The 24,071-nt window shown below is 62.4% G+C and carries 26 protein-coding genes and 1 pseudogene; 12 read left to right on the top strand and 15 right to left on the bottom strand.

The window, feature by feature from the left end:
• Nucleotides 1-130: 130 nt before the first annotated feature.
• The 6 genes and pseudogenes from PMI31_RS28215 to PMI31_RS31560 all read right to left on the bottom strand — a co-directional run.
• The gene (locus PMI31_RS28215; protein ID WP_008023346.1) at nucleotides 131-640 is read right to left on the bottom strand and encodes a copper chaperone PCu(A)C; all 510 of its coding nucleotides are present in this window, start codon (nucleotides 638-640) and stop codon (nucleotides 131-133) included.
• 1 nt (nucleotide 641) lies between these two features.
• Entirely contained in the window at nucleotides 642-1,247 is a 606-nt protein-coding gene (locus PMI31_RS28210; RefSeq protein WP_008023344.1) for an SCO family protein, read from the bottom strand.
• Nucleotides 1,248-1,436: 189 nt separating this feature from the next.
• Nucleotides 1,437-2,321 carry a ChaN family lipoprotein gene (locus PMI31_RS28205; protein ID WP_008023342.1) on the bottom strand — a complete coding sequence of 295 codons (885 nt, stop codon included), beginning with the start codon at nucleotides 2,319-2,321 and terminating at the stop codon, nucleotides 1,437-1,439.
• A 53-nt stretch (nucleotides 2,322-2,374) separates the two neighbouring features.
• On the bottom strand, nucleotides 2,375-3,142 hold the full coding sequence (locus PMI31_RS28200) for a heme ABC transporter ATP-binding protein (RefSeq protein ID WP_008023340.1): 768 nt from the start codon (nucleotides 3,140-3,142) through the stop codon (nucleotides 2,375-2,377).
• Nucleotides 3,142-4,125 carry a FecCD family ABC transporter permease gene (locus PMI31_RS28195; RefSeq protein WP_162130453.1) on the bottom strand — a complete coding sequence of 328 codons (984 nt, stop codon included), beginning with the start codon at nucleotides 4,123-4,125 and terminating at the stop codon, nucleotides 3,142-3,144. The genes PMI31_RS28200 and PMI31_RS28195 overlap by 1 nt, the downstream gene beginning before the upstream one ends.
• Before the next feature lie 182 nt (nucleotides 4,126-4,307).
• Nucleotides 4,308-4,453 (bottom strand): annotated as a pseudogene (locus PMI31_RS31560) (hemin-degrading factor); the annotation flags it as partial.
• Nucleotides 4,454-4,567: 114 nt separating this feature from the next.
• Between PMI31_RS31560 and PMI31_RS28190 the strand changes: the two are divergent.
• Both PMI31_RS28190 and metE read left to right on the top strand, forming a co-directional pair.
• On the top strand, nucleotides 4,568-4,939 hold the full coding sequence (locus tag PMI31_RS28190; protein ID WP_008023337.1) for a nuclear transport factor 2 family protein: 372 nt from the start codon (nucleotides 4,568-4,570) through the stop codon (nucleotides 4,937-4,939).
• A 143-nt stretch (nucleotides 4,940-5,082) separates the two neighbouring features.
• Nucleotides 5,083-7,371 carry a 5-methyltetrahydropteroyltriglutamate--homocysteine S-methyltransferase gene (metE, locus tag PMI31_RS28185; RefSeq protein ID WP_008023334.1) on the top strand — a complete coding sequence of 763 codons (2,289 nt, stop codon included), beginning with the start codon at nucleotides 5,083-5,085 and terminating at the stop codon, nucleotides 7,369-7,371.
• 238 nt (nucleotides 7,372-7,609) lie between these two features.
• Here metE and PMI31_RS28180 read toward each other — a convergent pair whose 3' ends face one another.
• The 8 genes from PMI31_RS28180 to PMI31_RS28145 form a co-directional block, all read right to left on the bottom strand.
• Nucleotides 7,610-8,281, bottom strand: coding sequence for a class I SAM-dependent methyltransferase (locus PMI31_RS28180; protein WP_008023333.1), 672 nt, complete (start codon nucleotides 8,279-8,281; stop codon nucleotides 7,610-7,612).
• Between the two features lie 127 nt (nucleotides 8,282-8,408).
• The gene (locus PMI31_RS28175) at nucleotides 8,409-8,627 is read right to left on the bottom strand and encodes a DUF4287 domain-containing protein (protein WP_008023331.1); all 219 of its coding nucleotides are present in this window, start codon (nucleotides 8,625-8,627) and stop codon (nucleotides 8,409-8,411) included.
• A gap of 116 nt (nucleotides 8,628-8,743) precedes the next feature.
• Nucleotides 8,744-9,265 (bottom strand): hypothetical protein, encoded by a 522-nt coding sequence (locus PMI31_RS28170; RefSeq protein ID WP_008023328.1) that lies wholly within the window; start codon nucleotides 9,263-9,265, stop codon nucleotides 8,744-8,746.
• Nucleotides 9,266-9,416: 151 nt separating this feature from the next.
• On the bottom strand, nucleotides 9,417-9,938 hold the full coding sequence (locus tag PMI31_RS28165; protein ID WP_007978110.1) for a methylamine dehydrogenase light chain: 522 nt from the start codon (nucleotides 9,936-9,938) through the stop codon (nucleotides 9,417-9,419).
• Between the two features lie 18 nt (nucleotides 9,939-9,956).
• The gene (mauD, locus tag PMI31_RS28160; RefSeq protein ID WP_008023326.1) at nucleotides 9,957-10,583 is read right to left on the bottom strand and encodes a methylamine dehydrogenase accessory protein MauD; all 627 of its coding nucleotides are present in this window, start codon (nucleotides 10,581-10,583) and stop codon (nucleotides 9,957-9,959) included.
• A 5-nt stretch (nucleotides 10,584-10,588) separates the two neighbouring features.
• Nucleotides 10,589-11,128: a MauE/DoxX family redox-associated membrane protein gene (locus PMI31_RS28155; protein ID WP_008023325.1), complete on the bottom strand. Its 540-nt coding sequence runs from the start codon at nucleotides 11,126-11,128 to the stop codon at nucleotides 10,589-10,591.
• An 11-nt stretch (nucleotides 11,129-11,139) separates the two neighbouring features.
• The gene (locus PMI31_RS28150; protein WP_008023323.1) at nucleotides 11,140-12,288 is read right to left on the bottom strand and encodes an amine dehydrogenase large subunit; all 1,149 of its coding nucleotides are present in this window, start codon (nucleotides 12,286-12,288) and stop codon (nucleotides 11,140-11,142) included.
• Nucleotides 12,289-12,659: 371 nt separating this feature from the next.
• Complete coding sequence (locus tag PMI31_RS28145; RefSeq protein ID WP_008023321.1) at nucleotides 12,660-14,141, bottom strand: sensor histidine kinase; 1,482 nt, start codon at nucleotides 14,139-14,141, stop codon at nucleotides 12,660-12,662.
• A gap of 395 nt (nucleotides 14,142-14,536) precedes the next feature.
• Here PMI31_RS28145 and PMI31_RS28140 point away from each other — a divergent pair, with 395 nt between their 5' ends.
• The 9 genes from PMI31_RS28140 (at nucleotide 14,537) to feaR (ending at nucleotide 22,479) form a co-directional block, all read left to right on the top strand.
• Nucleotides 14,537-15,706, top strand: a complete 1,170-nt coding sequence (locus PMI31_RS28140) for an acyl-CoA dehydrogenase family protein (RefSeq protein ID WP_008023319.1) — start codon at nucleotides 14,537-14,539, stop codon at nucleotides 15,704-15,706.
• A gap of 30 nt (nucleotides 15,707-15,736) precedes the next feature.
• A complete protein-coding gene (locus PMI31_RS28135; protein WP_007978123.1) occupies nucleotides 15,737-16,108 on the top strand; it encodes a hypothetical protein in 372 nt (123 codons plus the stop codon).
• Nucleotides 16,109-16,111: 3 nt separating this feature from the next.
• Complete coding sequence (locus PMI31_RS28130) at nucleotides 16,112-16,597, top strand: nuclear transport factor 2 family protein (protein WP_008023317.1); 486 nt, start codon at nucleotides 16,112-16,114, stop codon at nucleotides 16,595-16,597.
• Nucleotides 16,594-17,715 carry an amidase gene (locus tag PMI31_RS28125; RefSeq protein WP_008023315.1) on the top strand — a complete coding sequence of 374 codons (1,122 nt, stop codon included), beginning with the start codon at nucleotides 16,594-16,596 and terminating at the stop codon, nucleotides 17,713-17,715. Before PMI31_RS28130 ends, PMI31_RS28125 begins: the two co-directional genes overlap by 4 nt.
• 50 nt (nucleotides 17,716-17,765) lie before the next feature.
• Nucleotides 17,766-19,049, top strand: a complete 1,284-nt coding sequence (locus PMI31_RS28120; protein WP_008023314.1) for an aromatic ring-hydroxylating oxygenase subunit alpha — start codon at nucleotides 17,766-17,768, stop codon at nucleotides 19,047-19,049.
• Nucleotides 19,046-19,546: an aromatic-ring-hydroxylating dioxygenase subunit beta gene (locus tag PMI31_RS28115; RefSeq protein ID WP_008023313.1), complete on the top strand. Its 501-nt coding sequence runs from the start codon at nucleotides 19,046-19,048 to the stop codon at nucleotides 19,544-19,546. Before PMI31_RS28120 ends, PMI31_RS28115 begins: the two co-directional genes overlap by 4 nt.
• A gap of 10 nt (nucleotides 19,547-19,556) precedes the next feature.
• Nucleotides 19,557-20,297, top strand: a complete 741-nt coding sequence (locus PMI31_RS28110) for an SDR family NAD(P)-dependent oxidoreductase (RefSeq protein WP_008023311.1) — start codon at nucleotides 19,557-19,559, stop codon at nucleotides 20,295-20,297.
• 159 nt (nucleotides 20,298-20,456) lie between these two features.
• Nucleotides 20,457-21,407: a PDR/VanB family oxidoreductase gene (locus PMI31_RS28105; RefSeq protein WP_008023309.1), complete on the top strand. Its 951-nt coding sequence runs from the start codon at nucleotides 20,457-20,459 to the stop codon at nucleotides 21,405-21,407.
• A gap of 151 nt (nucleotides 21,408-21,558) precedes the next feature.
• On the top strand, nucleotides 21,559-22,479 hold the full coding sequence (gene feaR / locus PMI31_RS28100; protein WP_008023307.1) for a transcriptional regulator FeaR: 921 nt from the start codon (nucleotides 21,559-21,561) through the stop codon (nucleotides 22,477-22,479).
• A gap of 115 nt (nucleotides 22,480-22,594) precedes the next feature.
• Here the strand turns inward: feaR and PMI31_RS28095 are convergent, their stop codons facing one another.
• The gene (locus PMI31_RS28095; RefSeq protein WP_008023306.1) at nucleotides 22,595-23,224 is read right to left on the bottom strand and encodes a response regulator transcription factor; all 630 of its coding nucleotides are present in this window, start codon (nucleotides 23,222-23,224) and stop codon (nucleotides 22,595-22,597) included.
• A 259-nt stretch (nucleotides 23,225-23,483) separates the two neighbouring features.
• Here PMI31_RS28095 and hpaC point away from each other — a divergent pair, with 259 nt between their 5' ends.
• Entirely contained in the window at nucleotides 23,484-23,996 is a 513-nt protein-coding gene (gene hpaC / locus PMI31_RS28090; protein ID WP_008023304.1) for a 4-hydroxyphenylacetate 3-monooxygenase, reductase component, read from the top strand.
• Nucleotides 23,997-24,071 lie beyond the last annotated feature (75 nt).

Here is a 24,071-nt window from a genome sequence, read left to right as displayed (position 1 = left end):
GCTGTAAAAGCGGAACCGTTAGTGGCCGTGACCACAACAACGGATATGTACACAAAAAAACCTCGCCAGACACAAAGCCTTCGCGAGCAGGCTCGCTCCCACAGGCTCAGTGTTTTAACTGGCGGAGCAATCAATTCATCTTGCTGTGATCATGCATCATCGTGCCGTGATCCATGGTGCCAATCGCCTTGGCAACGGCTTCGACCTGAATCGACTCTTTCTCACCCTTGGCGTCTTCCACGGTCAGGGTCAGCGGCACCTTGTCGCCTTCCTTGATCTGGGCCGTCAGGTTCATGAGCATGATGTGGTAACCGTGCGGGTCGAAGCTCACCGCTTCACCGGCCGGCAGCGCGACAGACTGAACCTGCTGCATTTTCATCAGGTCGTCTTTCATGCTCATTTCATGAATCTGCACAAGTTTGGCGACCGGCGTTTGCACGCTCAACAACTTGCTGTCGCCGCTCGCGGTGACGGTCATGAAGGCGCCACTCGAGGGTTGGCCGGCTACGGTGGCGCGGACCCAGGCGTCTTCGACCCGGGTTTGTGCCGACACCTGAAAGGCCAGGCCGACCAGGGACAAGCCCAGCGCCAGTTGCTTGCAACGTTGCGCGAAACGGTTTTCAGCTTGCGGGGCATTCATTTCAGCAAACCTCCATCACGGTGAGCAGGTCTTCTGCGCACTCTTTGGCCGTCAGAGACGTGGACAGTCCCAGGCGCAGAGTGCCCCGGGAATCGAAGACATAACTGGTCGCGGTATGGGAGAGGGTGTAGGTATCGCCGCTCGGGACTTTTTCAAAGAACACGCCGAATTCCTTGGCGGTGGCGGCGGTTTCTTCCAGGGTGCCGTACAGCGCTTCGAAACTCGGGTCGAACGCCTTGACGTACTTGTCGAGCATCTCCGGCGTGTCGCGCTCAGGGTCCAGGGTGATGAAGATCACCTGCAGCCTTTCGCCATCGCGCCCCATCAATTTCTTGGCCTGTGCCGCACGGGCCAGGGTGGTGGGGCACACGGCCGGGCACTGGGTGAAACCGAAGAACACCATCGGCATCAGGCCGCGATAGCTGCCCAGCATCCGGGTTTCGCCCTGGGCGTTCTTGAGCTTGAAGTTACGCCCCATGATCTTGTCGCTGAGGTCTTTGCCGTACTTGAACGACAGCTTGCTGCTGCCGTCGCAACCGGCGAGCAGGCCCAGGCTCAACAGGCCCATGCCTTGCAGGACGGTTCGGCGGTTATACAAAGTACTCATGAAAGAAAGCATCCTGTTGAACAGGCTGAAATGACAGCGTGATGACTGTACAGACGAAAAAATCGTGGGGATGTTAACAAACTGTGCCGGTGTCGGAGGGGTGGATACGACCATTGGACCGACGCAGAGGCGTGACATAGTGTCGCGCCGGAGCAAGGAGGCAGGACCAGCCGCCCCCATGGGGCGAGCTTAACGCCGCAGCTGCGCGCAGTGATCCTGTTCCGGTTGCGCGGCGGTGTACCAGACATAATCCGCGCGCTCGCCGGTCACGGTCTTGCCCGCTTCGGCCAGGATCAGCACCGCATTCCCTTCACCGGCGCCGAGGTCTTTCAGGTGCAGTGGCACCCCCAGATCCTTGCGTACATGAAAGGCACCGGCCAGCAGTAACGCCGGCGTCGGTGCGGCCATCAGGCGCTCGGCCATGCGCCGGTCACGCTGTTGCTGCACGGCGAGCATGGCCGGCATCTGTGCTTCGGGCAGCAGGCCGCAATGGGATTGGCGGATGTCGTCCAGCAAGGTCGCCTGTACCTGTTGGGTGGTGGACGCTTCACCGGTGAGTACCGGGCGCTGCTTGTAGATCTGCATGATCTGCGCGCGATTCAGGTTCGCTGCCAGCAGCGGATACGGTTGTCGCAGTGCGTAGGTGACGAGGGCGCCATAGACACTCCAGTCCCAATTGGCCTGCCAGGCCAGCGCCTCGAACGCATCGGCCGGTGGCTGGCCGGCGCGGGTCGCGGCTTGTGCGGCATCGACCCTGGCCTGTTGATCGGGGTTGAGCATTTCCATCAGCAGGCTGCCCTGGGGGCGTTGTGCCGCCAGCTCGCGCAGCAGCCACAGTTGCAGGGCGTGGTGGTCCGGGTTGTCGTGCTGCTCACCGACCAGAACGCGCGGCGCAACGGCCAGGCGTTCGACCAGTTCTTGCGGCGTCAACGTACGGCCCGTGGCGAGTTCGCGGATGACCCCGAGGTCAGCGTGATCCCGGCCCTGGGCAATAGGCGCCGGAGGCGGTGTGACCTGATGGGTGGTTTGGCAGGCAGCCAACAGGCTGAATGCACAGAACAACAGAAAGCGCATCGGTTTTCCTTATTGGACAAGTGCCCCCTCGATGACAGAGGAGGGGGGCGGTATCAGCGCGCGATGATCAACGGGTGGCCGCGTTCCGGATGCTGATGAATCAGCACTTCCAGCCCATACACCGCCGCCAGTGCCTCGGCCGTCAGCACCTCTGCCGGTGGGCCGTAGGCGTGGGGCAGGCCTTGTTGCAACAACAGTAGTTGATCGCAGTAACGTGCCGCCAGATTGAGGTCGTGCAAGATCACCAGCACCGCCGCCCCGCGCTCGGCGAAGTCATGCACGGCTTGCAAAATGGTGTGCTGGTGCAGCGGATCGAGCATCGACGTCGGTTCATCGAGCAGCAGGGTTTGCCCTTCGACCCCCGGCCAGAGTTGCGCGAGCACCCGCGCCAGATGCACGCGCTGGCGTTCACCGTCGGACAGGGCCAGATAGCTGCGTCCGACCAGATGAAGCGCATCGGCAGCTTTGAGCGCCTCGGCGACGATTTCGCCATCGCGCACGCGGCCGCTGGCGTGAGGCAGGCGACCCATGCCGACGACTTCTTTGACCGAGAACGCAAAGTTCAGGCTCGAACTCTGCGGCAGCACGGCCAGGCGTCTGGCCCGTTCCGGACCCGGCCAGTCGGCGAGTTGACGCTCGTCGAGGCTGACGGTGCCTTCGCTGCTCGCCAGTTCACCGCATAAAGCGCCGAGCAGGGTGCTTTTGCCGGCGCCATTGGGTCCCAGCACGCCGAGCACTTCACCGGGGTGCAATTGGATATCGATGTTGGCCAGTACCGTGCGGTTGCCACGGCGAACCCGCAAGTTGTTTGCCCGCAGCATCAGGAACGCCCTCGCACCAGCAGATAAAGAAAGAACGGAGCGCCGATCAGTGCCGTCACGATGCCGATGGGTAATTCAGCCGGCGCCAACAGCAGGCGCGCGGCCAGGTCGGCCAGCAACAGCAGGCTCGCACCGGCCAGCAACGACGCGGGCAGCAACACCCGGTGATCCGGGCCGACCAGCAGGCGCATCAGATGCGGCACCACCAGGCCGATAAAACCGATCAGACCGGCCGCCGCGACTGCCGCGCCGACGCCGAGCGCCGTGCACAGCACCAGCTCAAGCTTAATCCGCTCGATGTCAAAGCCCAGGTGTCGGGCCTCCGACTCGCCCAACAGCATGGCATTGAGCGCCGCCGCCCGACGTGGCAACCACAACGCCACGCCCAGTGTGACGATCAGCAATGGCCACAAGCGCGGGTAGCTGGCACCGTTGAGGCTGCCCAGGTTCCAGAACGTCAGGGTGCGCAAGGTTGCGTCATCGGCCAGGTAGGTGAACAGCCCCACGCCTGCACCGGCCATGGCCGTCATCGCCACACCCGCCAACAGCATGGTGGCAACGTCGGTTTGCCCGTCCCGGCGACCGAAGCGATACACCACCGCCGTGACGATCAAGCCACCGGCGAAGGCGCTGACCGAAAGCAGATAGGGCTCGATGGCCGGTGGTACGCCACCGAGCAGGCTGCCGCCGACGATGGCCAGGGCGGCACCGAGTGCCGCTCCACCGGAAACGCCGACCAGGCCCGGGTCCGCCAGGGGATTGCGGAACAACCCCTGCATCGCCACGCCGGACAACGCCAGTACCGAACCCACGGCGATGCCGAGCAGACTGCGCGGCAGGCGAATCTGACCGAGGATCAGCTCTGCCTGCTGCGTGTCACCACCGTCAAGTGGCAACCCGAGCAGGCGCATCCCGGCCAGCAAGGTATCGCTCAGCGGCAGGCTGACCGGCCCGAGGGCCAGGGACAGCCAGAACACCAGCACCAGCAACAGCAGCAAAAAGATCAACGTCGGACGCGGCCGGAAAATGGCCGTCATTGGCTGATCCCGGCGGTCTGCGCTTTGGCGTCCGGGCAGAGCGCCGTGGCGCAGGCCGGCAGTGTTTTGATAGGCATAGGGACTATTCCTTAGTCGATCAGGGTGGTGGCGGTTTCAGCGAGGGCACGTCAGTTGTCACGCTCGGGGATGCCTGGCTTACGCATGCCGAACAACTGGATGACCAGTTTGCCTTCGCATCGAAACCTTCGTAGCGGGTGATGATGCCATCGACGCTCGGCTTGCGCACACGCCACTGCGCCGTGCCTCCGGTCGTAAAACCGGGCAACGGCACAGGCGCTGCCTAGACTTTCAGCTTGACCAGCCTTGGGGGAGCCTGTCAGTCAACCCGCGCCTGCGGTGCGCAGACATGAAAATCAGAGGTTAAAACATGACCACTCATTCGATAGATACCGAACAGATCAACCAGGTGGTGCGTCATTACGTGGAAGGCATGGTCTTTGCCAATGAAGCGCTGCTGCGACAGGCCTTTCATCCAGACTGTCGCATCATCGGTCACTTTCAGAAGGTGCTTGAATGGGCTTCCCTGGATGAGTTTGTCGTTGCCATTAAGGCCGAAATCCCGGCGCCTGCCGGTACGCAGCCGTTTTGGCAGGTGATCAACCTTGATGTCACCGGCGATGCCGCCGCGGTCAAAGTCATCGATGATTTCGCCGGGATACGCTTTACCGATTACCTGTCGTTGCTGAAGGTGGACGGTCGCTGGGTGATCATTAACAAGCTCTACTACTACGAGGAGTAGTGCTTCGTTGCGACACATTCGACGCAAAGGCTTACGTCTATCTACATGAAATAAACTCGTGATCATCAAGATTTAAATGAGTTTGTCTCACCAAGGCTCAAATGCCGACAATGGCTCCATTAACCACATGGAGTTTTATCGTCATGGCATTGGCCCATTCCCTTGGATTTCCACGCATCGGCCGCGATCGCGAACTGAAAAAAGCCCAAGAGGCGTTCTGGAAAGGTGAATTGGACGAAGCCGGTCTGCGTGCCGTTGGCCGCGACCTGCGCAAGACCCATTGGGACTTGCAGAAAAAGGCCGGGATCGAGCTATTGCCGGTCGGCGATTTCGCCTGGTACGACCAGGTCCTGACCCACTCGTTGATGTTCGGTGTGGTCCCAGAGCGTTTCCGCCCGCACGACGGCAAGGCCAGCTTGCAAACCCTGTTCGGCATGGCTCGCGGTGTCAGCGACAGCTGCTGCGGCGGCGCGCACGCCCAGGAAATGACCAAGTGGTTCGACACCAACTATCACTACCTCGTGCCTGAATTCAGCGCCGATCAGCAGTTTCAGCTCGGTTGGGAGCAGTTGTTCGAGGAAGTCGAAGAAGCCCGCGCACTCGGCCATGACGTCAAGCCCGTCATCATCGGCCCGCTGACTTACCTGTGGCTGGGCAAGGCCAAGGGCGTCGAGTTCGACAAGCTCGAACTGCTCGACCGCCTGCTGCCGCTGTACGGCCAGATCTTCCAGCGCCTGGCGGCACAAGGCGTTGAGTGGGTGCAGATCGACGAGCCGATCCTCGTTCTCGACCTGCCGCAAGCCTGGAAAAACGCCTTTGAGCGGGCCTACAACCTGATTCAGCGCGACCCGCTGAAGAAGCTGGTCGCCACTTATTTCGGCGGTCTGGAAGAGAACCTGGGGCTGGCCGCCAACCTGCCGGTGGACGGTCTGCACATCGATCTGGTACGTGCCCCCGAGCAGTTCCCGACCATCCTCGATCGCCTGCCAGCCTATAAAGTGCTGTCGCTGGGCGTGGTCAATGGCCGTAACGTCTGGCGCTGCGACCTGGAAAACGCTTTGGCCACCTTGCGGTACGCTCAGGAGCGTCTGGGTGATCGTCTGTGGGTCGCGCCATCCTGCTCGTTGCTGCACAGCCCGGTCGACCTGGGGTGTGAAGACCAGCTCGATAGCGAACTGAAAAGCTGGCTGGCGTTTGCCGTGCAGAAGTGTGAAGAGGTCGCGCTGCTGGCCCAGGCAGTCAACGAGCCGGAAGCGCCGAAGGTGCTTCAAGCGCTGACTCAAAGCCGTGCCGTGCAGGCCCGCCGTGCGGCATCGCCGCGTATTCACAAGCCCGCCGTGCAGGCGCGCGTTGCCGCCATCACCGCCCGGGACAGCCAGCGGCACTCGCCGTTTGCCCGGCGTATCGAGAAACAGCGCGCCGGCCTGAACCTGCCACTGTTCCCGACCACCACCATCGGTTCGTTCCCGCAAACCACGTCGATCCGTCTGGCTCGTCAGTCGTTCAGGCAAGGCAAGCTGACCGAGGCCGAATACACCGAAGCGATGCACAGCGAGATCCGTCACGCCGTGCAAGTGCAGGAACACCTGGGCCTGGACGTGCTGGTGCACGGTGAAGCCGAGCGCAACGACATGGTCGAATACTTCGCCGAGCAACTCGACGGCTACGTGTTCACCCGTTTCGGCTGGGTCCAGAGCTACGGTTCGCGCTGCGTGAAACCAGCGGTGATCTTCGGCGACCTGAGCCGTCCGAAAGCCATGACCGTGGAGTGGATCCGCTACGCCCAAGGCCTCACCGACAAAGTGATGAAGGGCATGCTGACCGGTCCCGTGACCATGCTGATGTGGTCGTTCCCGCGCGAAGACGTGAGCGGCGAAGTGCAGGCCCGCCAACTGGCCCTGGCCATTCGCGACGAAGTGCTGGATCTGGAAGCCGCCGGCATCCAGATCGTGCAGATTGACGAAGCCGCGTTCCGCGAAGGCCTGCCGTTGCGCCAGGCGCAGTGGCAGCACTACCTGGACTGGGCCACCGAAGTGTTCCGCCTGTGCGCCTCGGGTGTGCGTGACGAAACCCAGATCCACACCCACATGTGCTACAGCGAATTCAACGATGTGATCGAGTCCATCGCCGCGATGGATGCCGACGTGATCACCATCGAAACCTCGCGCTCGGACATGGAGCTGCTGGATGCGTTCGAAGCCTTCGCTTACCCCAACGAAATCGGCCCGGGCGTGTACGACATCCACTCACCACGGGTGCCGGATGCCTCGGAAATGGCCAACCTGCTGCGCAAGGCGGCCAAGCGCATTCCCGCCGATCGCCTGTGGGTCAACCCGGACTGCGGCCTGAAGACCCGCGGCTGGGCGGAAACCGAAGCGGCGCTGGTGCATATGGTCAATGCGGCGCGTCAACTGCGTAAAGAGTGGGCCTGACGCGTTAGCAGCATGAGCGGGCCGGAGTACTTCACAGTGCTCCGGTTTCTATGTTGGCTGTGCCGACGCCTTCGCGGGCAAGCCCGCTCCTACAGTGATCGGTGTCGACCACAAATATCGAGGCCGGCAAACAACCCTTGTAGGAGCGGCGGTGCGGCGATCCGACTTGCCCGCGAAAGCGGTAGATCAATCGCTGATGATGCTGGCTGTGCCGACGCCTTCGCTGGCAAGCCAGCTCCTACAGTCGGGGTTCGGCCACCAGCAGCAATGACTGCGGCACGGGGCTTTGCGGGTGCTGTGGTTCCTGCAAATTGGCCAGTGCAAAACCGGCCATGTCCAGTGCATTCAGCCAGCTCGACAAGGTGCGGTAATACCATGGCATGGGTTGCCACTGCCCCTTGAACGTGGAGAAAGTCTCTTCCCGCCAGCCATCCTGATAGTCGCCGGCTGCAGCTGTCCACGGGTGCAGTGTCTGGATTACCAGCGCGCCGCCAGGGGCGAGCAGGCTGTTCATGGCGGCGAGCAGGGGGATGATGTCCTGATGCAGCAGGGCGAAGTTGGCGCAGATCAGGTTGTAGTCGCGGCCGATGTCGACTTTCGCTTCTGCCAATTGTTCATGGCTCGCCAGATGCACCGACGCAGTGCCCGCCGCCCGCGCCGCCTCCACCAGCGTCGCATCGCCATCCACGCCGACCGCATCGATGCCGCGTTCGGTCAGCGCACGCAACAACCAGCCTTCGCCGCAACCCAGGTCCAGCACTCGCTCGGGCTGCCGACCCAGCACCGCCAGCAGGATCGCCTGGTCGGTGACCTTGAGGCGGCTTTCGATGCTGCCCGTGCGGATGGCGTCGATCCAGGCCCGGGCATTGTGGTGCCAGCTGTCGAGGAGGGTGGATTCGGGGGCGGGCATGGCGTTGTCCGGCGTGGTGGGTTGGATGAAAGGATAGGGTAAAGACGCCAATCAGCCATTTCCAATACAGTCGATTTGCCGGTGGCGTCAGTCGGCGCCACCGGCAGTGCAGCGAACGCTGGACGGGCTAGCCGCTTTTGGTGGCTGCCAAATGATAGGCAACCAACGCGTTGGCGTGGCCATGACCCATGCCATGCTCGGTTTTGAGCCAGGCCACCATTTCCATGTGTTTCTTGTCACTGACAGTCTTGAGCAGATCCAGCCAATGGCTGATCGGCTGACCATACTTCTTTTCGATTGACGGGAAGTAGGAAGCCGGTCCTTTGGTTTTTGTCTCTTCGGTCACGATGCAAACTCCCTTTTTCATTTTCCGGGTTTGAAAGCAGCGCCGATTACGTTACTTACTTGCCGTCAGAGAGTCCATCGTCCGGGCGGTTGAAGGCTTGTCCGGGACACCCCGCGTCAGTAATTCATCCCGTCATCGATCACGATGCCCTGGGCACGCATGGCCTTGATCAACTCGCTACGGGTGCCGGGCAGGTTGAGCATGGTCCTGGCGCGCAGTTCCGTGACTTCCTCGGCGGTGTACGGCTGATAGTCGGCCGGCAGGCTGTCGCCCGCCATGCCGTCTTTACGCATCAGCCAGTTAAGCAAATCCGCCAGTTGCGCGTTGTTCAACGCCGACTGCGACATGCCCGGCACCCGCACAAGGAACTCGCGGCCACCGGGGACTTTCAGGAAGTTGCCGACAAAGCCTTTCATCCGTGGTGTGTCGTTGGCGGCGGAACCCGTTCCGTCACCCAGGTGGCAACCGGCGCATTGCAACTGATAGTTCACGCCGACGCCGTACCCGGCCTGGGCAATCGGGGTTTGCAGTGATTCATTGCCCGGCGCGTGATGCTGGTTAGGGTCGGGAATGGCCCGGGCGAAAGCGAGTGGGGCGCCCAGGGCGCAGACCAGTCCGAGAATTAGCAATCCACGCACGATAAACCTCTCTTTCTACACAGAGTAAAACCGGACCTGTAGGAGCTGGCTTGCCAGCGAAGCGTTCTCAAGATCGCCTTCGCTGGCAAGCCAGCTCCTACAGCAGATAAAAAACCGCCGATTGCACGAGCAACCGGCGGAAAGTGCGCGTTTATACGGCGACGCCGCGGATCACCGAAACGGTGCAGTGGTAGATGTGCGATTTTGCAGCCAGGCACCAGTTCACATCGTTGTTGTTGAACGGGCGGTACGCCGGTTCTTCACTGTCGTTACGGGTGCAGGCGCACTGGGCGCAGCTCTGCTTACCGCAGCAGTCGTTGTACGAAATGATGTAGTCCTTGCCATCGGCCGGGTTGCGGCAGGTGCCGATCCAGGTCACTTGCGAGGCTTCGGTGCCCGGTGGGCAGGAGGTCACCGACCCGCCGCAGCAACTGCACAGGAAACCGTCGATGGAGCAGTAGCGCCAGTAGTCGCAGCTGTTCGGATCACCTGGGTCGCCAGCCTGCGCCGGCTCCGCGGCCAGGGCCTTGCTGGTGCGATCCAGCGGCAGCAGCAGGGGCAGGGCGGCACCGGCCACCATCAGCGATCCCATGCGCGACAGCAATTTACGGCGCGAGGTGGTATCAGCAACACGACGGGTCGAGCGCTCGAACAACAGATCCAGCAGTTTCATAAACGTCTCCCTGCCTTATCAGTGGCTATGGCCGTGGCCGTGGCTGTGGTCGTGGCTGTGCGGTTGCGCGTTGAGGTACTGCTGCAGTGTGGCGTGCTTGAGGTGCTCGACTTCGAACAGGCTGTCCAGGTGCTCGCGGGAGTTGACCAGGCCCTTGGCGCGCAGGGTGCCGGCCTTGTCGATCAGCGCGGCGTACGGCAGCTTGCCGATCTGGTAGGTCATGCCCACTTCCGGGCCGACCACATAGGTGGCGTCTTCCAGTTTGTGTTCACGGATCAGCGCTTGCTGGGCATCCATGTCGCCATCGCTGACGAACACCACATCGAGGTTACCGGCCTGTTCCTTGGCGATGGATTTGATCGCCGGCAGCAACGACTTGCAGATCGGGCAGGTCGGCGAGAGAAAGAACAGCAGTTGCGATTTTTCGCCGGCATAGCCGAAGTTCACCGGGCGACCGTGACGGTCGCTGGCGGTGATTTGCGGCGCGGGTTCATTGACCGCCACGCCTTTGTCGACCATCAGCGCCCCAGCCGGGGCCAGACGACCGTGCAATACGCCAATCTGCCGCACCAGGCCCATGACGACAAACGCCACGGCCACCAGCAGCACCCAGAGCAGAACGTTGGAAACAATCAAGCCTTCCATTTCGATTACCTACCAATCAATTTGAGCAGAAGAGGGGAATTCGCCAGCAAGCCATCGGCGGCGGCGTAGATGAGCAGCGCGACGGCTGAGGCAGCCAGGGTCACGAAGCCATCGAACAGGTTGAGGTCGCGAGCCAGCGGCGCAATGCTGGCCACCAGCGCCAGTGCCACCAGCGCACTGTTGCGCAGCAGCAGGGCTGGGCGTAGCGGTTGTGCCTGGTCGGGACCGGCGCAACCGCAGTCAATGTCCGCACGACCGCGCCACAGGTTGATGCCGATGGCGGCGGCGTACAGCGCCAACAGGCTGGCGGCGCTCAGCGCGGCATAACCACGGCTGACCGGCACCAGCAAGGCGAACGCAATGGCCAGTTCCAGCGCGGGCACCAGCCGCGCCGTCGGGCGCACCAGCGCTTGGGGCAGCAGTTGATAGTCCGCCAGTTGCCGGGCGAAGCGAGCCGGCGCGCGCAATTTGTGGGTCGCGGCGCTGGCCAGCAACACCGCGATGGCGATGGCGCTGGCAATGATGAAGATCGGATCTGTATGCATGGCCGAACCTCTCAGTAGCTCAGGACCTGGGTCGCGGTCTTCGCGACTTTCGGCATGCTGCCGGTGAGCTTGTTGGTCTTCAGGTCGAAGATCTGCAAACCACCTTCCACGTCGGCGCCGAGCAGCAACGGTTTGTCGTCGCCGGTGGCCTGCATGCTCCACACCGGAGCCGGGGCTTCCAGAGTCGCTACCTTCTTGTGGGTCTTGAGGTCAAACGCCCAGATCAGCGGGCTCGGGTCTTCCCACTTCATCGGTTCGTGGGCGTCGTGCATCAGCACGTAAAGGCGCTCCAGCTTCGGTGCCACGGCCATCATCTGCCAGCCACCCGGTGCCCAACCGGCCTTCTTCTCCTCGTCGGACACCAGCGACCAGGCCGGCAGGATCTTCGGCGCGTCGCCGCTGAAATCCACACCGCGTACGGTGCCGGTGGTGGTAGTGAAGTAGTAGGTGTCGCCGACGTTGACGGCGCGCTCTACCAGTTTTTCCGCGTTCGGATCAAAGAACGGCGTGCGGCTGCGCGCGGTTTCCTGGCCCTGATCGTTGAGGGTTACCACCTGCAGGCTGCCGTCGCCGCACAGCGAGGCGAAACGGCGGTTGCCGACCGGGTAGTTGAGCACGCAACCGGGGATGGCGATTTCCGTGGCAACGGCCTTGGCCTGGGTATCGACCACGGTCACCGAAGTCGACGGGGTGAAGTTGTAGACGTAGACGAACTTGTCGTCGCCGCTCGGCTTGAGCGAATAACGCTGGGTCAGCGACTCGGCGCGCTTGTTCGGAATCAGCACTTCCCAGGCGGGCGACAGGGTCGAACTGTCCCAGGCGGTGAGCACGTCGGTGCGGGTGCCACGGGTGCCGCGGGAGTACCAGATGTCCGCGCTATAGATGGTTTTCTTGTCGTGGCTGAGGGTCGACGGCGCAGCAAAACCGGTCGGCACCATGCCGAGGATGCGCTTCTGGTCCGGGTCGACCACCGTCACGCGGCCCGCCACGAAGCTGTCGAACTCGACGTCGATCACGAACGCGCGGTGAGCTTCCGGGGGGAACGCCAGAACGGTCTGGCCAATCGTACCAGCGGGCAAATCCGCACGGGCACTGTTCAAACCGAGTACAAGCAGGCTCAGGCCAAGCGCTGACTGTACGGAGATCCTGTTTGTTCGCATAAGGGGAACTTCCTGAATTGTTGGTAACGCGGATCGCGGGTGCTTTGGCAGATTTTTACCCTTTGATTCTGCCGTGCCCGGCAATCGGGAGAATTGCCCTGCCTGCCAAGTGTTTGTGTGTCTGTGCCAGTGTCATCAAATCTGTGCCAAAGCCAGTTATTGCGGGGTTGAGGCTGCCTTTATCGGGGGTGAGGAGGGGTATTGCGAGGGGGGGCGACGGGGCGGAACCTGTAGGAGCTGGCTTGCCAGCGAAGACGGCCTTGAGTGTGATGCAATATTCGAAGGCGCCTTCGCCGGCAAGCCGGCTCCTACACGGGATCGGGGTCAAACGCAGATTTACCGGCTGCCGGGGTTGGACGAAATATTGGCGTTCAGGTGGACGTGGCGAGGGGAAGGGAGAAGGTAAATACCGCGCCGCACGGCTCCAGGTTTTGCGCCCAGATATCGCCACGATGGCGGCCGATGATGTTCTTGCACAGGGCCAGGCCGATGCCGTTGCCGCTGACCTTGGACGAGAAGAAACCGTCGAACAGCTTCTCTTGCGCCTGGGCCTGGATGCCACGGCCGCAGTCTTCGATGCGCACTTGCGCCACGTCGTTGTTGCGGCTGGCATGGATGCGCAACAACCGGCGGTCGGTCGGCAGGTCGGCCATTTCTTCAATCGCGTTGAACGCCAGGTTGAGGATCACCTGGCCGATCAGGACTTTCTCGCAACTGACAAGCAGCGGTTCCGGCGCGGTGACGATTTCCACGCGCACCTGGCTCGGATCGGCCCTCAGGCTGATGAAGTAGCGGGTTTCGCGCAGCAGCTCGTTAACGTCGATCAGCTCTTCGGCCTGCTCCAGCTTGACCACGTAGTCGCGCACGCTCTTGATGATCACCGACGCGTGCTCGATTTGCCGCACAGCGTTCTGCAAACCCCAGGCGACGGCTTGATCGGTTTCACCGGCGTTACCCAGACGAATCACCGTGCCTTCGATGAAGTTGCGGGTGGCGGCCAGGGGTTGGCTCAGCTCGTGGGCGATGGCCACGGCCATTTCACCCATCGCGTTGTAGCGCGCCAGGTACTCGAGTTTCTGCTCGCTGAGCCGCCGCGCCTCTTCGGCCTGCACCTGCTCGGTCACGTCGCGGAACAGCAGCAGATGGCCGACCAGATCGTCTTCAATCTCGATGTAGCGGCAGGTTGCGTCATGCCAGCGCCATTCGCCGTCCCGGCGCTGCACCTTGTAGTGCACGCTGAACGGCGCGTGCTCCGGTGTCTCCTGGGCGAACCGTTGCAACAGGCGCTGGCGCGAAGCGTCGTCGCACCAGGCCAGGAAGTTCTGGCCCATCAGCTGCTGCACTTCGCTGTCGAGCAGGTGCGCGCCGGAGTCGCTGATAAAACCGATATCGCCCTCGGGGCCGAGCACCGCCACACCTTCGGCCAGGTCCTGCATGAAGGCCTTGAGCCGACTCTCGAAACGCTTGAGGTCGCGCTTGACCTTGTCCTCTTTGGAAATGTCGCGGAACTGCACCATCAACACATCGCGACCGTCCAGGTGCACGAGGGTCGCCACCGCCTCGGACAGAATTTCCACCCCTTGCTTGGAGCGATAGCACCACTCGATGGCCCGTTGCCCGGTGCGCGCGGCCCCTTCGAGCCAGCGCAAACCCACGGAGCGTCGGTATTTCGGCGCATCGCGGGTCATGTCCGGGGCCTTCAGCGGAGTCAGTTCCTCCAGGGTAAAGCCCAGCGCCGCCAGGGCAGCGGCGTTGGCCCAGAGAATTTCCTTGGTGTGCGCGTCATGAAGAATGATGCACAGCGGCATGGCTTCGATCAGCGCATGAAAGTCGTTCGGTTTTGGCAAGTACATCGCACGGCCCTTGGCGGCAGAGTTTGCAGTATGGCGTTTTATACCTGCTCGCACAGCGGGATGCGCTCAGAGGTAACCGGCGTGGGTCTAGGGGTTTTCTTTAGTCGGGGGGCTGCACGCACCAATAGTTGCGGCGGGGTGCGGTTTTTACACTGGACCCATCAACGTAACGGTAGCAGCACCCCTCATCACTGAATCGCTCCCCCTGTAGGAGCTGGCTTGCCAGCGAAGGCGCCCTTGAGCTCACCGCTCACTTCGCGGGCCTCTTCGCTGGCAAGCCAGCTCCTACAAAGGAAAACGTTAGCCCGATGGGAACGTGCAGTTACCGGCACTCATAAACGGTCGCCAGTCTCCAGCCTGGCTCCAGCTAATAACAAGCAAAACGGAGAAAGCCCATGCTGCGTTCAGCTGTCGCGCAACAAGACCCGGTGTCCGGCCCGGTCGTGCCAATGGTCGAGAGTCAGCTATTTCAGCAGGTGCTGGATGAGGTTCGTCAACGCCGCGACGAATTCGACGCCGGCTCCCACGTGCCTCGGGACATGATCGAGCGCTTCAAGCAGGTGGGTATCTATCGTGCCGCCACGCCGAAATGCTTCGGCGGTGACGCCCTGGCACCGGCGCTGTTCCTGCAAATGATCGAGCGCATCTCCGAAGCCGACGGCTCGGCGGGCTGGGTGGCCAGCTTCGGCAGCGCTGGCGTCTATCTGGCGGCCTTGCCGCCACAAACTCTGGCGGAAATCTACGCCGAGAGCCCCGACCTGGTGTTCGCTGGCGGACTGTTCCCGTTGCAGCCTGCCGAAGCGGTAGAAGGCGGCTGGCAGGTCAACGGCACCTGGAAATTCGCCAGCGGCAGCAAAGGCGCGGACCTGCTGGGCGTCGGCATCGGCGCCAGCGCCGCGGGCGGCAAGCCTCGCACGGCGGTGTTCCCGGCCAGTCAGGTCGAGATCGTCGAGAACTGGGATGTAGTCGGCCTCAAGGGCACCGGCAGCCACGATCTGCGCGTCACCGACAAATTCGTCGAGGACCGCTGGACGTTTATCCGGGGTGGGGCGGCAACCATTGATGAGCCGCTGTTCCGCTACCCGTCGATTGCCTACGCCGCGCAAGTGCTGGCGGTGGTCAACCTCGGCCTGGCCCGTGCAGCGCTGGACGAAATCAGCCGCATGGCCGGTACCGGCGGTATTACCGGCGCACCGAAAATGGCCGACCGCGCCTACGTGCGCATCGAAATCGCCAAGGCCGAAGCCAAGCTCGCCGCCGCACGCGGGTTCTTCTACAACGCCACCGAGCAGGTGTGGAACTCCATTCTCGCCGGCAACCCGGTCACACCGGAGCAGACCAGCCTGTTGCGCCTGTCCGCGATTCACGTTTCCCAGGCCGGAGCAGAGGTGGTGCAGAGCGCCTACAGCCTGGCCGGGACCACTGCCATTTACCTGCGCCATCCGCTGCAACGCTACCTGCGCGACTCGATGGTGGTGACCCAGCACGCCTTCCTCAGCGAAGGCCTGTACGACGGCGCCGGCTCGGTGTTCCTCGGCGTGCCGCCGTTCCCGGGCTACATCTGAATTCCATCACCTATTCAAAGGATCTACAGCATGTCCCAAGCTACCCAGGAACCGTTGCGCGTCGTCTTCTGCATCGGCATCACCCAGAACTTTTTCGACCTGCCCACCGGCGAAGGCCTGAGCGTCTGGAAAGGCTTCAGCCAGATGATGGGCTCCCTCGGCGCGATGCCCGGCATCACCGTGCTCGGCGCCATGGATGACGACCGCCTGATGGTCGGCCCGTCCACCACCTCGCCCTGGACCGTGTACATCATGGCCGACGTCGACTGCCACCAGTCGGTGATCGACGCCTGCAACCTGTTCCGCACCACGCCGGTCGGCGAATACAGCCTGTGGCGCTACGCGAAGGTCGAAGCACGCATCGGTCGCCCGCTGACCATCCCAGACGCGGCCAGGGTGTAAGCCATGGACGAGGCCTTGCTGCAGCGTCTGGCGACGCTCGAAGGGGAAAGTGCGGTGCGCCGCTTGATGGCGTGCTACATGGACCTGTGCGATGTGCCACGGGCACCGATTCATCTGAGCCAGTTGGCGCAGCTGTTCACCGAGGATGCGATCTGGGAAGGCCTCGGCACCCAGACCGCGCAGACCTTTGGTCAGCATCATGGGCGTGCGGCGGTGGCGACGTTTGTCGGTGGTTATCTGCCGCCGTCCGATCACTTCAAGTTGAACCTGCATTACCTCACCAGCGAGTCGATCGTGGTCGATGGCAAGGCCGCGCAGGGGCAGTGGATCATGCAGCAGATCTCGACCTATGCCGATGGCCACAGCGAACTGTTCGGCACGCGCCTGAACATCGATTTCCGCTGTGTCGACGGTGTCTGGCTGATCGCGCATTTCCGCACGCAACGCTTGTTCAGCTCTCATTTATCAAAGCAGGAGCTGAGCGCATGAGTACCTTCATCAGCGAATTTCTGCTTGGTGGCAACGGCAAGCGGGTTGCCATCAAGGATTCCATCGACATCGCCGGTTACCCGACATGCTCCGGCAGCCGCGCCTTCGCCGACGCACCGGCAGCCAGCAAAAATGCCGAAGTGGTCGATGCAATCCTCAACGCAGGCTGGCAGATCGTCGGCAAGACCAACCTGCATGAGCTGGCCTTTGGCGTCACCGGCATCAACGACTGGACCGGCACGCCAGTGAATCCTCAAGCACCTGATCGTGTGCCGGGCGGTTCCTCCAGCGGTTCGGCTTCGGCCGTCGCGGCGGGGCTGGCGGACATCGCCATCGGCACCGACACCGGTGGTTCGGTGCGGGTGCCGGCGGCGTGCTGTGGCGTTGCCGGGCTCAAGCCGACCTACGGCCGAGTCAGCCGCGTCGGCGCGCATCCGTTGGCTTCCAGCCTCGACTGCGTAGGGCCGTTCGCCCGGACCATGGACGACCTGATTGCCGCCATGCAGGTGATTTGCCCGGGTTTCGACGTGCAAGGTTTGCCCGGCGACGGCGCCAAAGTCGGCTTTCTCGACGTGGCCTGCGATTCGCACCTGCAGGCCAGCCTCGGTGCCGCCGCCGACCGCGCCGGGTGGCGTCGCAGCCACCTGCACCTGAGCGAATTCGAAGCGGCGTTCGCGGCCGGCCTGACCGTGATCAATTTTGAAAACTGGGCCGCGTTCGGTCACCTGACCGGCAAGGGCCTGATCGGCGCCGATGTCGAGACACGTCTGTTGGCGGCAAGCCGCACCAGCCGCGAAGAACTGGCCCAGGCCGAAACCGTGCGCACACGCTTCACGCAACAGGTGGATGCGGCCTTGGAAGACTTTGCCGTGTTGCTGCTGCCAACGCTGCCAACTTTGCCGCCGACCCTCAGCGAGGCCCGCGCCGGCAGCAAGGCCGTGGCCGGCATGACGCCGCTGGTACGGCCCTTCAACTTGAGCGGCCATCCAGCGCTGACGGTGCCGGTGGAAATCGATTGCGGCGGCTTGAAAGTCGGCCTGCAAATCGTCGGTCGCAAAGGTCAGGACGAACTGGTCTGCGCCTTTGGTGCGCAGCTGCAACAGAGCATGGCCGGTTAAAGGCTTCGCTCTAAAACGAAATCATAAAAAGAAGCCATGAGGAGAACCGCATGAGCACTCATGAATACCGGCTGATCGCATCATCGAAAAGCCCGGACGAACTGGTCAGTCACGACCGCGTCGATGTCTCGCTGTACAACGACCCGGCGCTGTTCGAAGCCGAGCTGGAGAAGATTTTCTACCGCACCTGGGTGTGGGTCGCACACGAAAGCGAAGTGCGCAACAGCGGCGACTTCAAGACCGCCACCATCGGCCGTCGCCCGGTGATCGTCGTGCGCGACAAGAAGAACAACATCAACGTGCTGGAAAACCGTTGCCGGCACCGTGGCGCCACCGTGTGCGAGAAGCACAAGGGCAACGCCAGCGGTTTCACTTGCCCGTATCACAGCTGGTCCTATGGCCTGGACGGCAAGCTGCGGGCGCTGCCGTATCCGGACGGCTACGAAGGCATCCTGGAAAAGTCCGAACTGCCGCTGACCAGCCTGCGCGTTGAAAGCTACGCCGGCATGGTGTTCGCCAGCTACAACGACGAGATCGAACCGCTGGAAGACTTCCTCGGTGGCGCGAAACACTGGATGGACCTGTTCATGAAACAGGGCGCCGGTTACCCGATCAAGACCCAGGGTGAACACAAGTTCAGCTTCAAGGGCAACTGGAAGATCCAGCTGGAAAACACCACCGACGGTTACCACTTCCCGATCGTGCACAAGTCGTTCATGTCGTCGGTGGATGAAGAAACCTCGGAAATGCTCTCGTTCATGACCGACGAGCAAGCCGTGACCCACTCCCTGGGCAACGGCCACAGCGTGATGGTGATGGTGCCGGAGCACGTCGATCTCGATCACGACGACGGCACCGAGCAGTTGCAGGAGCGCTTCGCCCACGTCACCGAAGAGTTGTCGAAAACCATGCCACCCGAGCGAGTCCGCCGCATCGTGCGTTCGTTGCACGGCGCCGGGTTCAACCTGAACCTGTTCCCCAACGTGGCGATGTCGATGTCGTTCTTCCGCGTGCTGCGCCCGGTGTCGGTCAGCGAAACCGAGATCCGCCACGTGGCCTTGGGCATGGACGGCGGCCCGGAAATCGCCAACCGCGAACGCATGCGCATCCACGAACACTTCCAGGGCCCGTTCGGTTTCGGCAGCCCTGACGACGCCGAGGCCTGGGACCGCGTGCAGCGCGGCTCGTATGCCGGCGTCGATGCGCCAATCCTGGTCAACCGCGGCCTGAACCGCGAAATCACCGCTGAAAACGGCGACAAGGTCAGCCACGCCACCGACGAAGGCGGCATGCGCGGTGCCTACGACATGTGGAAAAGGATGATGAGCCAATGAGCAATCACGACACCCTGAACGGTTTTGCAGGTCCCTTGGCCCAGGCCATCGAATTCATCTGGCGCGAAGCCGAACTGCTCGACCACAAGAATTACGCCGAATGGGCGACCCTGTGGAGCGAAAGCGGCAAGTACATCGTGCCGATCGACCCGGACACCGAAGATTTCGAGGCAACCCTCAACTACGCCTACGACGATGCGCGCATGCGTGCCTTGCGCATCGAACGCTTGAGCGCCGGCTTCTCGCCGTCGGCGGTGGACGCGGCGAAGACCATTCGCACCGTTTCGCGCTTTCGCCTGGTGGAAGCGGCCGGTGACATCGTCGAAGTCAACTCCGCGCAGTTGCTGTACGCCTACAAGCGCGGCGTGCACACGCCGTTCGTGGCCGACCTGAACCACCGTATCCGCTTCACCGACGGCGTGCCGACGCTGGAGCGCAAAGTGGTGCGCCTGATCAACTCCACCGACAGCCTGAGCGCACTCGGCTTCCTTTTGTGAGGGCAACATCATGAGTCGAGTAGCCCTCGTAACGGGTGCCTCGCGCGGACTGGGCGAGTGCATTGCCCGCCGTCTGCACGCAGCGGGTTATCGCGTCGGCCTGGCCGATGTGCGCCTCGATGGCGTGCGGCAACTGGCCGCCGAGCTCGATGGCAGCGGCGCCACGGCCGTCGCCATCGAGCTGGATGTGCGCAGCAAGACCGATTTCCAGCGTGCCCGCGACCTGCTCGCCGCGCACTGGGGCGGCACCGACATTCTGGTGAACAACGCCGGTGTGTCGAAAGTCGCGGCACTGATGGACATCACGCCGGAAGAGTTCGATGAGTCGATGGCGATCAACCTGCGCGGCACCTTCGTCGCCTGCCAGGTATTCGGCGCGCACTTTGCCGAGCGTGGCTTCGGACGCATCGTCAACATCGCGTCCCTGGCCGGGCAGAACGGCGGCACCGCCACCGGCGCGCATTACGCGGCGGCCAAGGGTGGCGTGGCGACCCTGACCAAGGTCTTTGCCCGTGAACTGGCACCGCAAGGCGTGACGGTCAACAGCCTCTCGCCAGGTCCGCTGGACTTGCCGGTGGTGCGCGAAACCGTGGCGCCCGAGCGCCTGGAACAGATCCTGAAAATGATCCCGGCCGGCACCCTCGGCGACCCTGCGTTCATCGCCGACAGCGTATTGCTGTTGATCGCCGATCACGCCACCTCCGTAACGGGCGCGTGCTGGGACATCAACGGCGGCCTGTTCATGCGCTAAGCATGCCCCGATCTCAAGGCAGGAAAATGACCCCTGTAGGAGCCGGCTTGCCGGCGAAGGCGCCCTGATAGGCGATGCAAGGCATGAGGCCGCCATCGCTGGCAAGCCAGCTCCCACAGGTGCTTCGTTTAACAAAAAAACAATGATTCAGGTGATGCAATGATGAAGGTGAAGATCGAAAGGATCGTCGACGAAGCGCTGGATATCCGCTCCTTTCGCCTCGTGCGCAGTGACGGCCAGCCGCTCGACGCCTATGAGCCGGGCGCCCACGTCGACCTCACCGGGCCGACCGGGGTGACCCGCCAGTATTCGCTGTGCAGCCCGCCGCAGGATCGCCGTGCGTATCTGGTGGCGGTCAAGAAAGAAGCGCAGTCGCGCGGTGGTTCGCTGGCGTTGCATGAGCAAGTGGAAGAGGGCATGGAGCTGGAAATGGGCGCGCCGCGCAACCTGTTCCGCCTCGATGAAAATGCCGGCGAGCACGTGCTGTTCGCCGCCGGTATCGGCGTGACGCCGCTGTTGAGCATGGCTTATCGACTGGCGGAAAGCGGTCAGCCGTATCGTTTGCATTATTTCGCCCGTTCGGCGCAGTACGCTGCGTTTACCCAGCTGTTGGCGACGAACTTTGCCGATCGCGTGGAGTTTCACTACGGCGTGGAACCAGCGGATCTGGACAGTGCGTTGAGCGAATGCCTGGAGCGCGCTGGCAGCGCCGCCCATGTCTACACCTGCGGCCCGGCACCGTTCATGAACAAAGTGGTGGAAGTGGCTTCGCGCAGTCGCCCGGATGATGCCATTCACCTGGAGCATTTCGCGGCGGACCCGGCGGCCAACAGCGCCCCGGCCGGCACGTTCGAAGTGGAACTGGCCAGTTCCGGCGTGGTGCTGCAGGTGCCGGCCAACGCCAGCCTGGTCGACGTACTGCAGGCCCACGGTTGCGACATCGACACCGAGTGCCGCGAAGGCATTTGCGGCACCTGCATCGTCGAGGTCCTGGACGGTGTGCCGGAGCACCGCGACAACTGCCTGTCGAACAAGGAAAAGGCGTCCAACAAGCAGATCTGCGCTTGTGTATCACGGGCGCTTTCCGCTCGTCTGGTATTGGACCTTTAAGACCAGGAAGGCTGGAAAGCCTGCGCCGGAGCCTGTTGAATGGGCGCCCGGCGGCCGTCGAGGGAGGCGATGGTTACAGCAACAACGGTTTTGACGAACCGCTCGATGAAGCGGTCGAAAAATAACAACAAAAACGTGAGGCTTTGCGGACATGATTACAGCATCGACGGTGCGCAACGAGGCGTTCGAAAGTTGGTTGAGCCAGGTGAACCAGGCCTGTGGGCGTTTCGATGCCCGGGCGCTGGACTCCGATTTCTACGGCGAACTGGCGGAATTTCGCAGCGGTGCGATCAACCTCAGTGTGGTCGACATGGCGCATGTGCACTTGTATCGCACCAGCAAGGACGTCAGCACCAGCAGCGACGGTCACTACTACGCGGTGTTCCAGATGCGTGGCAGCTCGCAACTCGAGCAGGGCGACAACCGTGCGCAATTGGGTTGTGGTGACATCGCGCTGATCGACGCCAGCCGTCCCAGCGACATGATCTACAACGACGATTGCCGCCAGCTTTCGTTGATACTTCCGCGCCAGGTGGTCGAGCGTGGTTCGCACTTCAATGCCGTCAACTGCGCCACGCGCATCGCGGCCAGCAGCCCCCTGGCGGCGATGGCCAACAAGCTGGTGCAAGGCACCCGCCAGCAGGAAGGGCTGGACATGCAGGAGAGCGAGGCGGTGCTCGATGCCCTGGCCAGCCTGTTGCTGCCGGGCATCAGCGCCCGTGACAGCGCTGCTGATCCCCATGAACGGCAGTTTCGCAAAATCATCGCCTTCATCGACGCGCACCTGAGCGACGAAGAACTGTGCCCCGAGCTGATTGCCCGTGAAGTGGGGATTTCCGTGCGCGGCCTGTACCGGATGTTCTCCAAGCGCGGCCTGGTGGTGGCGCAATACATCAAGCACCGCCGCCTGGACTTCTGCGCCGAAAACCTGCGCCGCGCCGATGTCGAGCAGAAGCTTTCGGCGCTGTGTTATGCCTGGGGCTTCTCGGATTCGAGCTACTTCTCGTCGGCCTTCAAATCGCGCTTCGGCGTGTCACCGGGTGCTTATCGCAAGCGCTATAGCCATAACTGACACGCTGGCATTCATGTTGAATGTGCCGGCCCCTTCGCCGGCAAGCCGGCTCCTACAATGATCTTGTAGGAGCTGGCTTGCCAGCGAAAGCGGCCTGACGGCGAGTGCTGAATGATCAATGCCGCACCGGCTCTTCAGCCGGCAAATGCAGCACCTCGCGCACCAGCATGGCGATGCTGGTCACGCCCATCTTTTCCTTGATCTTGGTGCGGTGCACGTCAACGGTCTTCACGCTGATGTTCAGCTCCCGCGCAATCACCTTGCTGGCCTTGCCATCGATCACCAGCATCAACACTTCCCGCTCACGGCTGGTCAGCAGTGCCAGTTTGCCTTGCAGGTTCTGCCGCTGCTGCTGATCGGCCTGGGCGTGTACGGCGGTCTTCAACGCGGCCTGGATGCGGTCGATCATCTGCTGCGGGTTGTAGGGCTTCTCGACGAAATCCAGCGCACCGTTCTTCATCGCCTTGACCGACATCGGAATATCACCGTGGGCCGAGACGAAAATGGTCGGCAAGGTGCTGCCGCGCTGATTGAGGATTTCCTGCAGCTGGAAGCCGCTGGTCTCCGGCATGCGCACGTCGAGCACCAGGCAGGCGGGCTGCCTGGGGTCGTATTGGCTGAGGAACTCTTCGGCACCGGCAAAGCACTGCGCCTGCACGCTGACCGACTCCAGCAACCAGGCCAGGGAAGTGCGCAGGTCCTTGTCGTCGTCAACGATATAAACAATCGGTTTACGGGTTTCCATCGGGGCTGCCACGAAAGTTTCTAATTATTGTTTTCGCACGTGAACGCGCGGCACGCATTGGCTCATCGTTCTGGAGCCAGTATGCAGAATACCCACTGTGGCCGGCCCTTGCGATAAAGAAACCACCTAGACGACTAGCGGAAACCCAACCTCACCATGGGGATCGTCAGAATGGTTGTGTCGTGCCCACAGCCGTAGTCTTGTTCCATCACCTACGGGCCGCTTTCGAGGCGGTCCAACTGAAGGAAGGGGCATCGACATGGCCGACCTGAGCCAGCAGCAAATCGACTTTCGCAACGCCATGGCGCAGCTGCCGGCGGCGGTGAACATCATCACCACCAACGGCCCGGGCGGGCGCTGCGGCATTACCGCCAGCGCCGTGTGCTCGGTGACCGATTCGCCGCCCACCGTGTTGGTGTGCGTCAACCGCAACAGCGCCACCCACGACGTGTTCCGCACCAACGGCCGGTTGTGCGTCAACGTGCTGTGTGGCGAACAGGAAGAACTGGCCCGGCACTTCGCCGGCATGACCCAGGTGCCGATGGCCGAGCGTTTTGCCTGGGACCTGTGGGACGACGGCGCGGCCGACGTGCCGGTGCTGCGCGATGCCCTGGTGCAGTTGGAAGGGCGGATCAGCGAGTGCAAGGAAGTGGGGTCGCACTCGGTGATGTTTGTCGAGCTGGAAAAGGTCGGGGTGCGGGAACCGCGTGATAGCCTGGTGTATTTCAACCGGTTGTTTCATCGGCTTGAGCATGCGGGGGCGCATTGCTGAGAAGGCGGTGTTTTAGTCGGCCTGTCTTTTGTTGACGGTGTGTATATCCGTTGCTTCGGTAACGGCGACTTAGGG

Origin of the sequence: Pseudomonas sp. GM55 (genome assembly GCF_000282395.1) — a bacterium.
In the GTDB taxonomy this organism is placed as follows: Bacteria; Pseudomonadota; Gammaproteobacteria; order Pseudomonadales; family Pseudomonadaceae; genus Aquipseudomonas; species Aquipseudomonas fluorescens_CC.
This window is presented reverse-complemented; position numbering and strand designations above follow the sequence as displayed.

Excerpts from the sequence above, each read along its gene's own strand:
- PMI31_RS28215 (WP_008023346.1), bottom strand. The coding sequence starts at position 640 with ATGAATGCCCCGCAAGCTGAAAACCGTTTCGCGCAACGTTGCAAGCAA.
- PMI31_RS28210 (WP_008023344.1), bottom strand. The coding sequence starts at position 1,247 with ATGAGTACTTTGTATAACCGCCGAACCGTCCTGCAAGGCATGGGCCTG.
- PMI31_RS28205 (WP_008023342.1), bottom strand. The coding sequence starts at position 2,321 with ATGCGCTTTCTGTTGTTCTGTGCATTCAGCCTGTTGGCTGCCTGCCAA.
- PMI31_RS28200 (WP_008023340.1), bottom strand. The coding sequence starts at position 3,142 with ATGCTGCGGGCAAACAACTTGCGGGTTCGCCGTGGCAACCGCACGGTA.
- PMI31_RS28190 (WP_008023337.1), top strand. The coding sequence starts at position 4,568 with ATGACCACTCATTCGATAGATACCGAACAGATCAACCAGGTGGTGCGT.
- metE (WP_008023334.1), top strand. The coding sequence starts at position 5,083 with ATGGCATTGGCCCATTCCCTTGGATTTCCACGCATCGGCCGCGATCGC.
- PMI31_RS28180 (WP_008023333.1), bottom strand. The coding sequence starts at position 8,281 with ATGCCCGCCCCCGAATCCACCCTCCTCGACAGCTGGCACCACAATGCC.
- PMI31_RS28165 (WP_007978110.1), bottom strand. The coding sequence starts at position 9,938 with ATGAAACTGCTGGATCTGTTGTTCGAGCGCTCGACCCGTCGTGTTGCT.
- mauD (WP_008023326.1), bottom strand. The coding sequence starts at position 10,583 with ATGGAAGGCTTGATTGTTTCCAACGTTCTGCTCTGGGTGCTGCTGGTG.
- PMI31_RS28155 (WP_008023325.1), bottom strand. The coding sequence starts at position 11,128 with ATGCATACAGATCCGATCTTCATCATTGCCAGCGCCATCGCCATCGCG.
- PMI31_RS28150 (WP_008023323.1), bottom strand. The coding sequence starts at position 12,288 with ATGCGAACAAACAGGATCTCCGTACAGTCAGCGCTTGGCCTGAGCCTG.
- PMI31_RS28145 (WP_008023321.1), bottom strand. The coding sequence starts at position 14,141 with ATGTACTTGCCAAAACCGAACGACTTTCATGCGCTGATCGAAGCCATG.
- PMI31_RS28140 (WP_008023319.1), top strand. The coding sequence starts at position 14,537 with ATGCTGCGTTCAGCTGTCGCGCAACAAGACCCGGTGTCCGGCCCGGTC.
- PMI31_RS28135 (WP_007978123.1), top strand. The coding sequence starts at position 15,737 with ATGTCCCAAGCTACCCAGGAACCGTTGCGCGTCGTCTTCTGCATCGGC.
- PMI31_RS28130 (WP_008023317.1), top strand. The coding sequence starts at position 16,112 with ATGGACGAGGCCTTGCTGCAGCGTCTGGCGACGCTCGAAGGGGAAAGT.
- PMI31_RS28125 (WP_008023315.1), top strand. The coding sequence starts at position 16,594 with ATGAGTACCTTCATCAGCGAATTTCTGCTTGGTGGCAACGGCAAGCGG.
- PMI31_RS28120 (WP_008023314.1), top strand. The coding sequence starts at position 17,766 with ATGAGCACTCATGAATACCGGCTGATCGCATCATCGAAAAGCCCGGAC.
- PMI31_RS28115 (WP_008023313.1), top strand. The coding sequence starts at position 19,046 with ATGAGCAATCACGACACCCTGAACGGTTTTGCAGGTCCCTTGGCCCAG.
- PMI31_RS28110 (WP_008023311.1), top strand. The coding sequence starts at position 19,557 with ATGAGTCGAGTAGCCCTCGTAACGGGTGCCTCGCGCGGACTGGGCGAG.
- PMI31_RS28105 (WP_008023309.1), top strand. The coding sequence starts at position 20,457 with ATGATGAAGGTGAAGATCGAAAGGATCGTCGACGAAGCGCTGGATATC.
- feaR (WP_008023307.1), top strand. The coding sequence starts at position 21,559 with ATGATTACAGCATCGACGGTGCGCAACGAGGCGTTCGAAAGTTGGTTG.
- PMI31_RS28095 (WP_008023306.1), bottom strand. The coding sequence starts at position 23,224 with ATGGAAACCCGTAAACCGATTGTTTATATCGTTGACGACGACAAGGAC.
- hpaC (WP_008023304.1), top strand. The coding sequence starts at position 23,484 with ATGGCCGACCTGAGCCAGCAGCAAATCGACTTTCGCAACGCCATGGCG.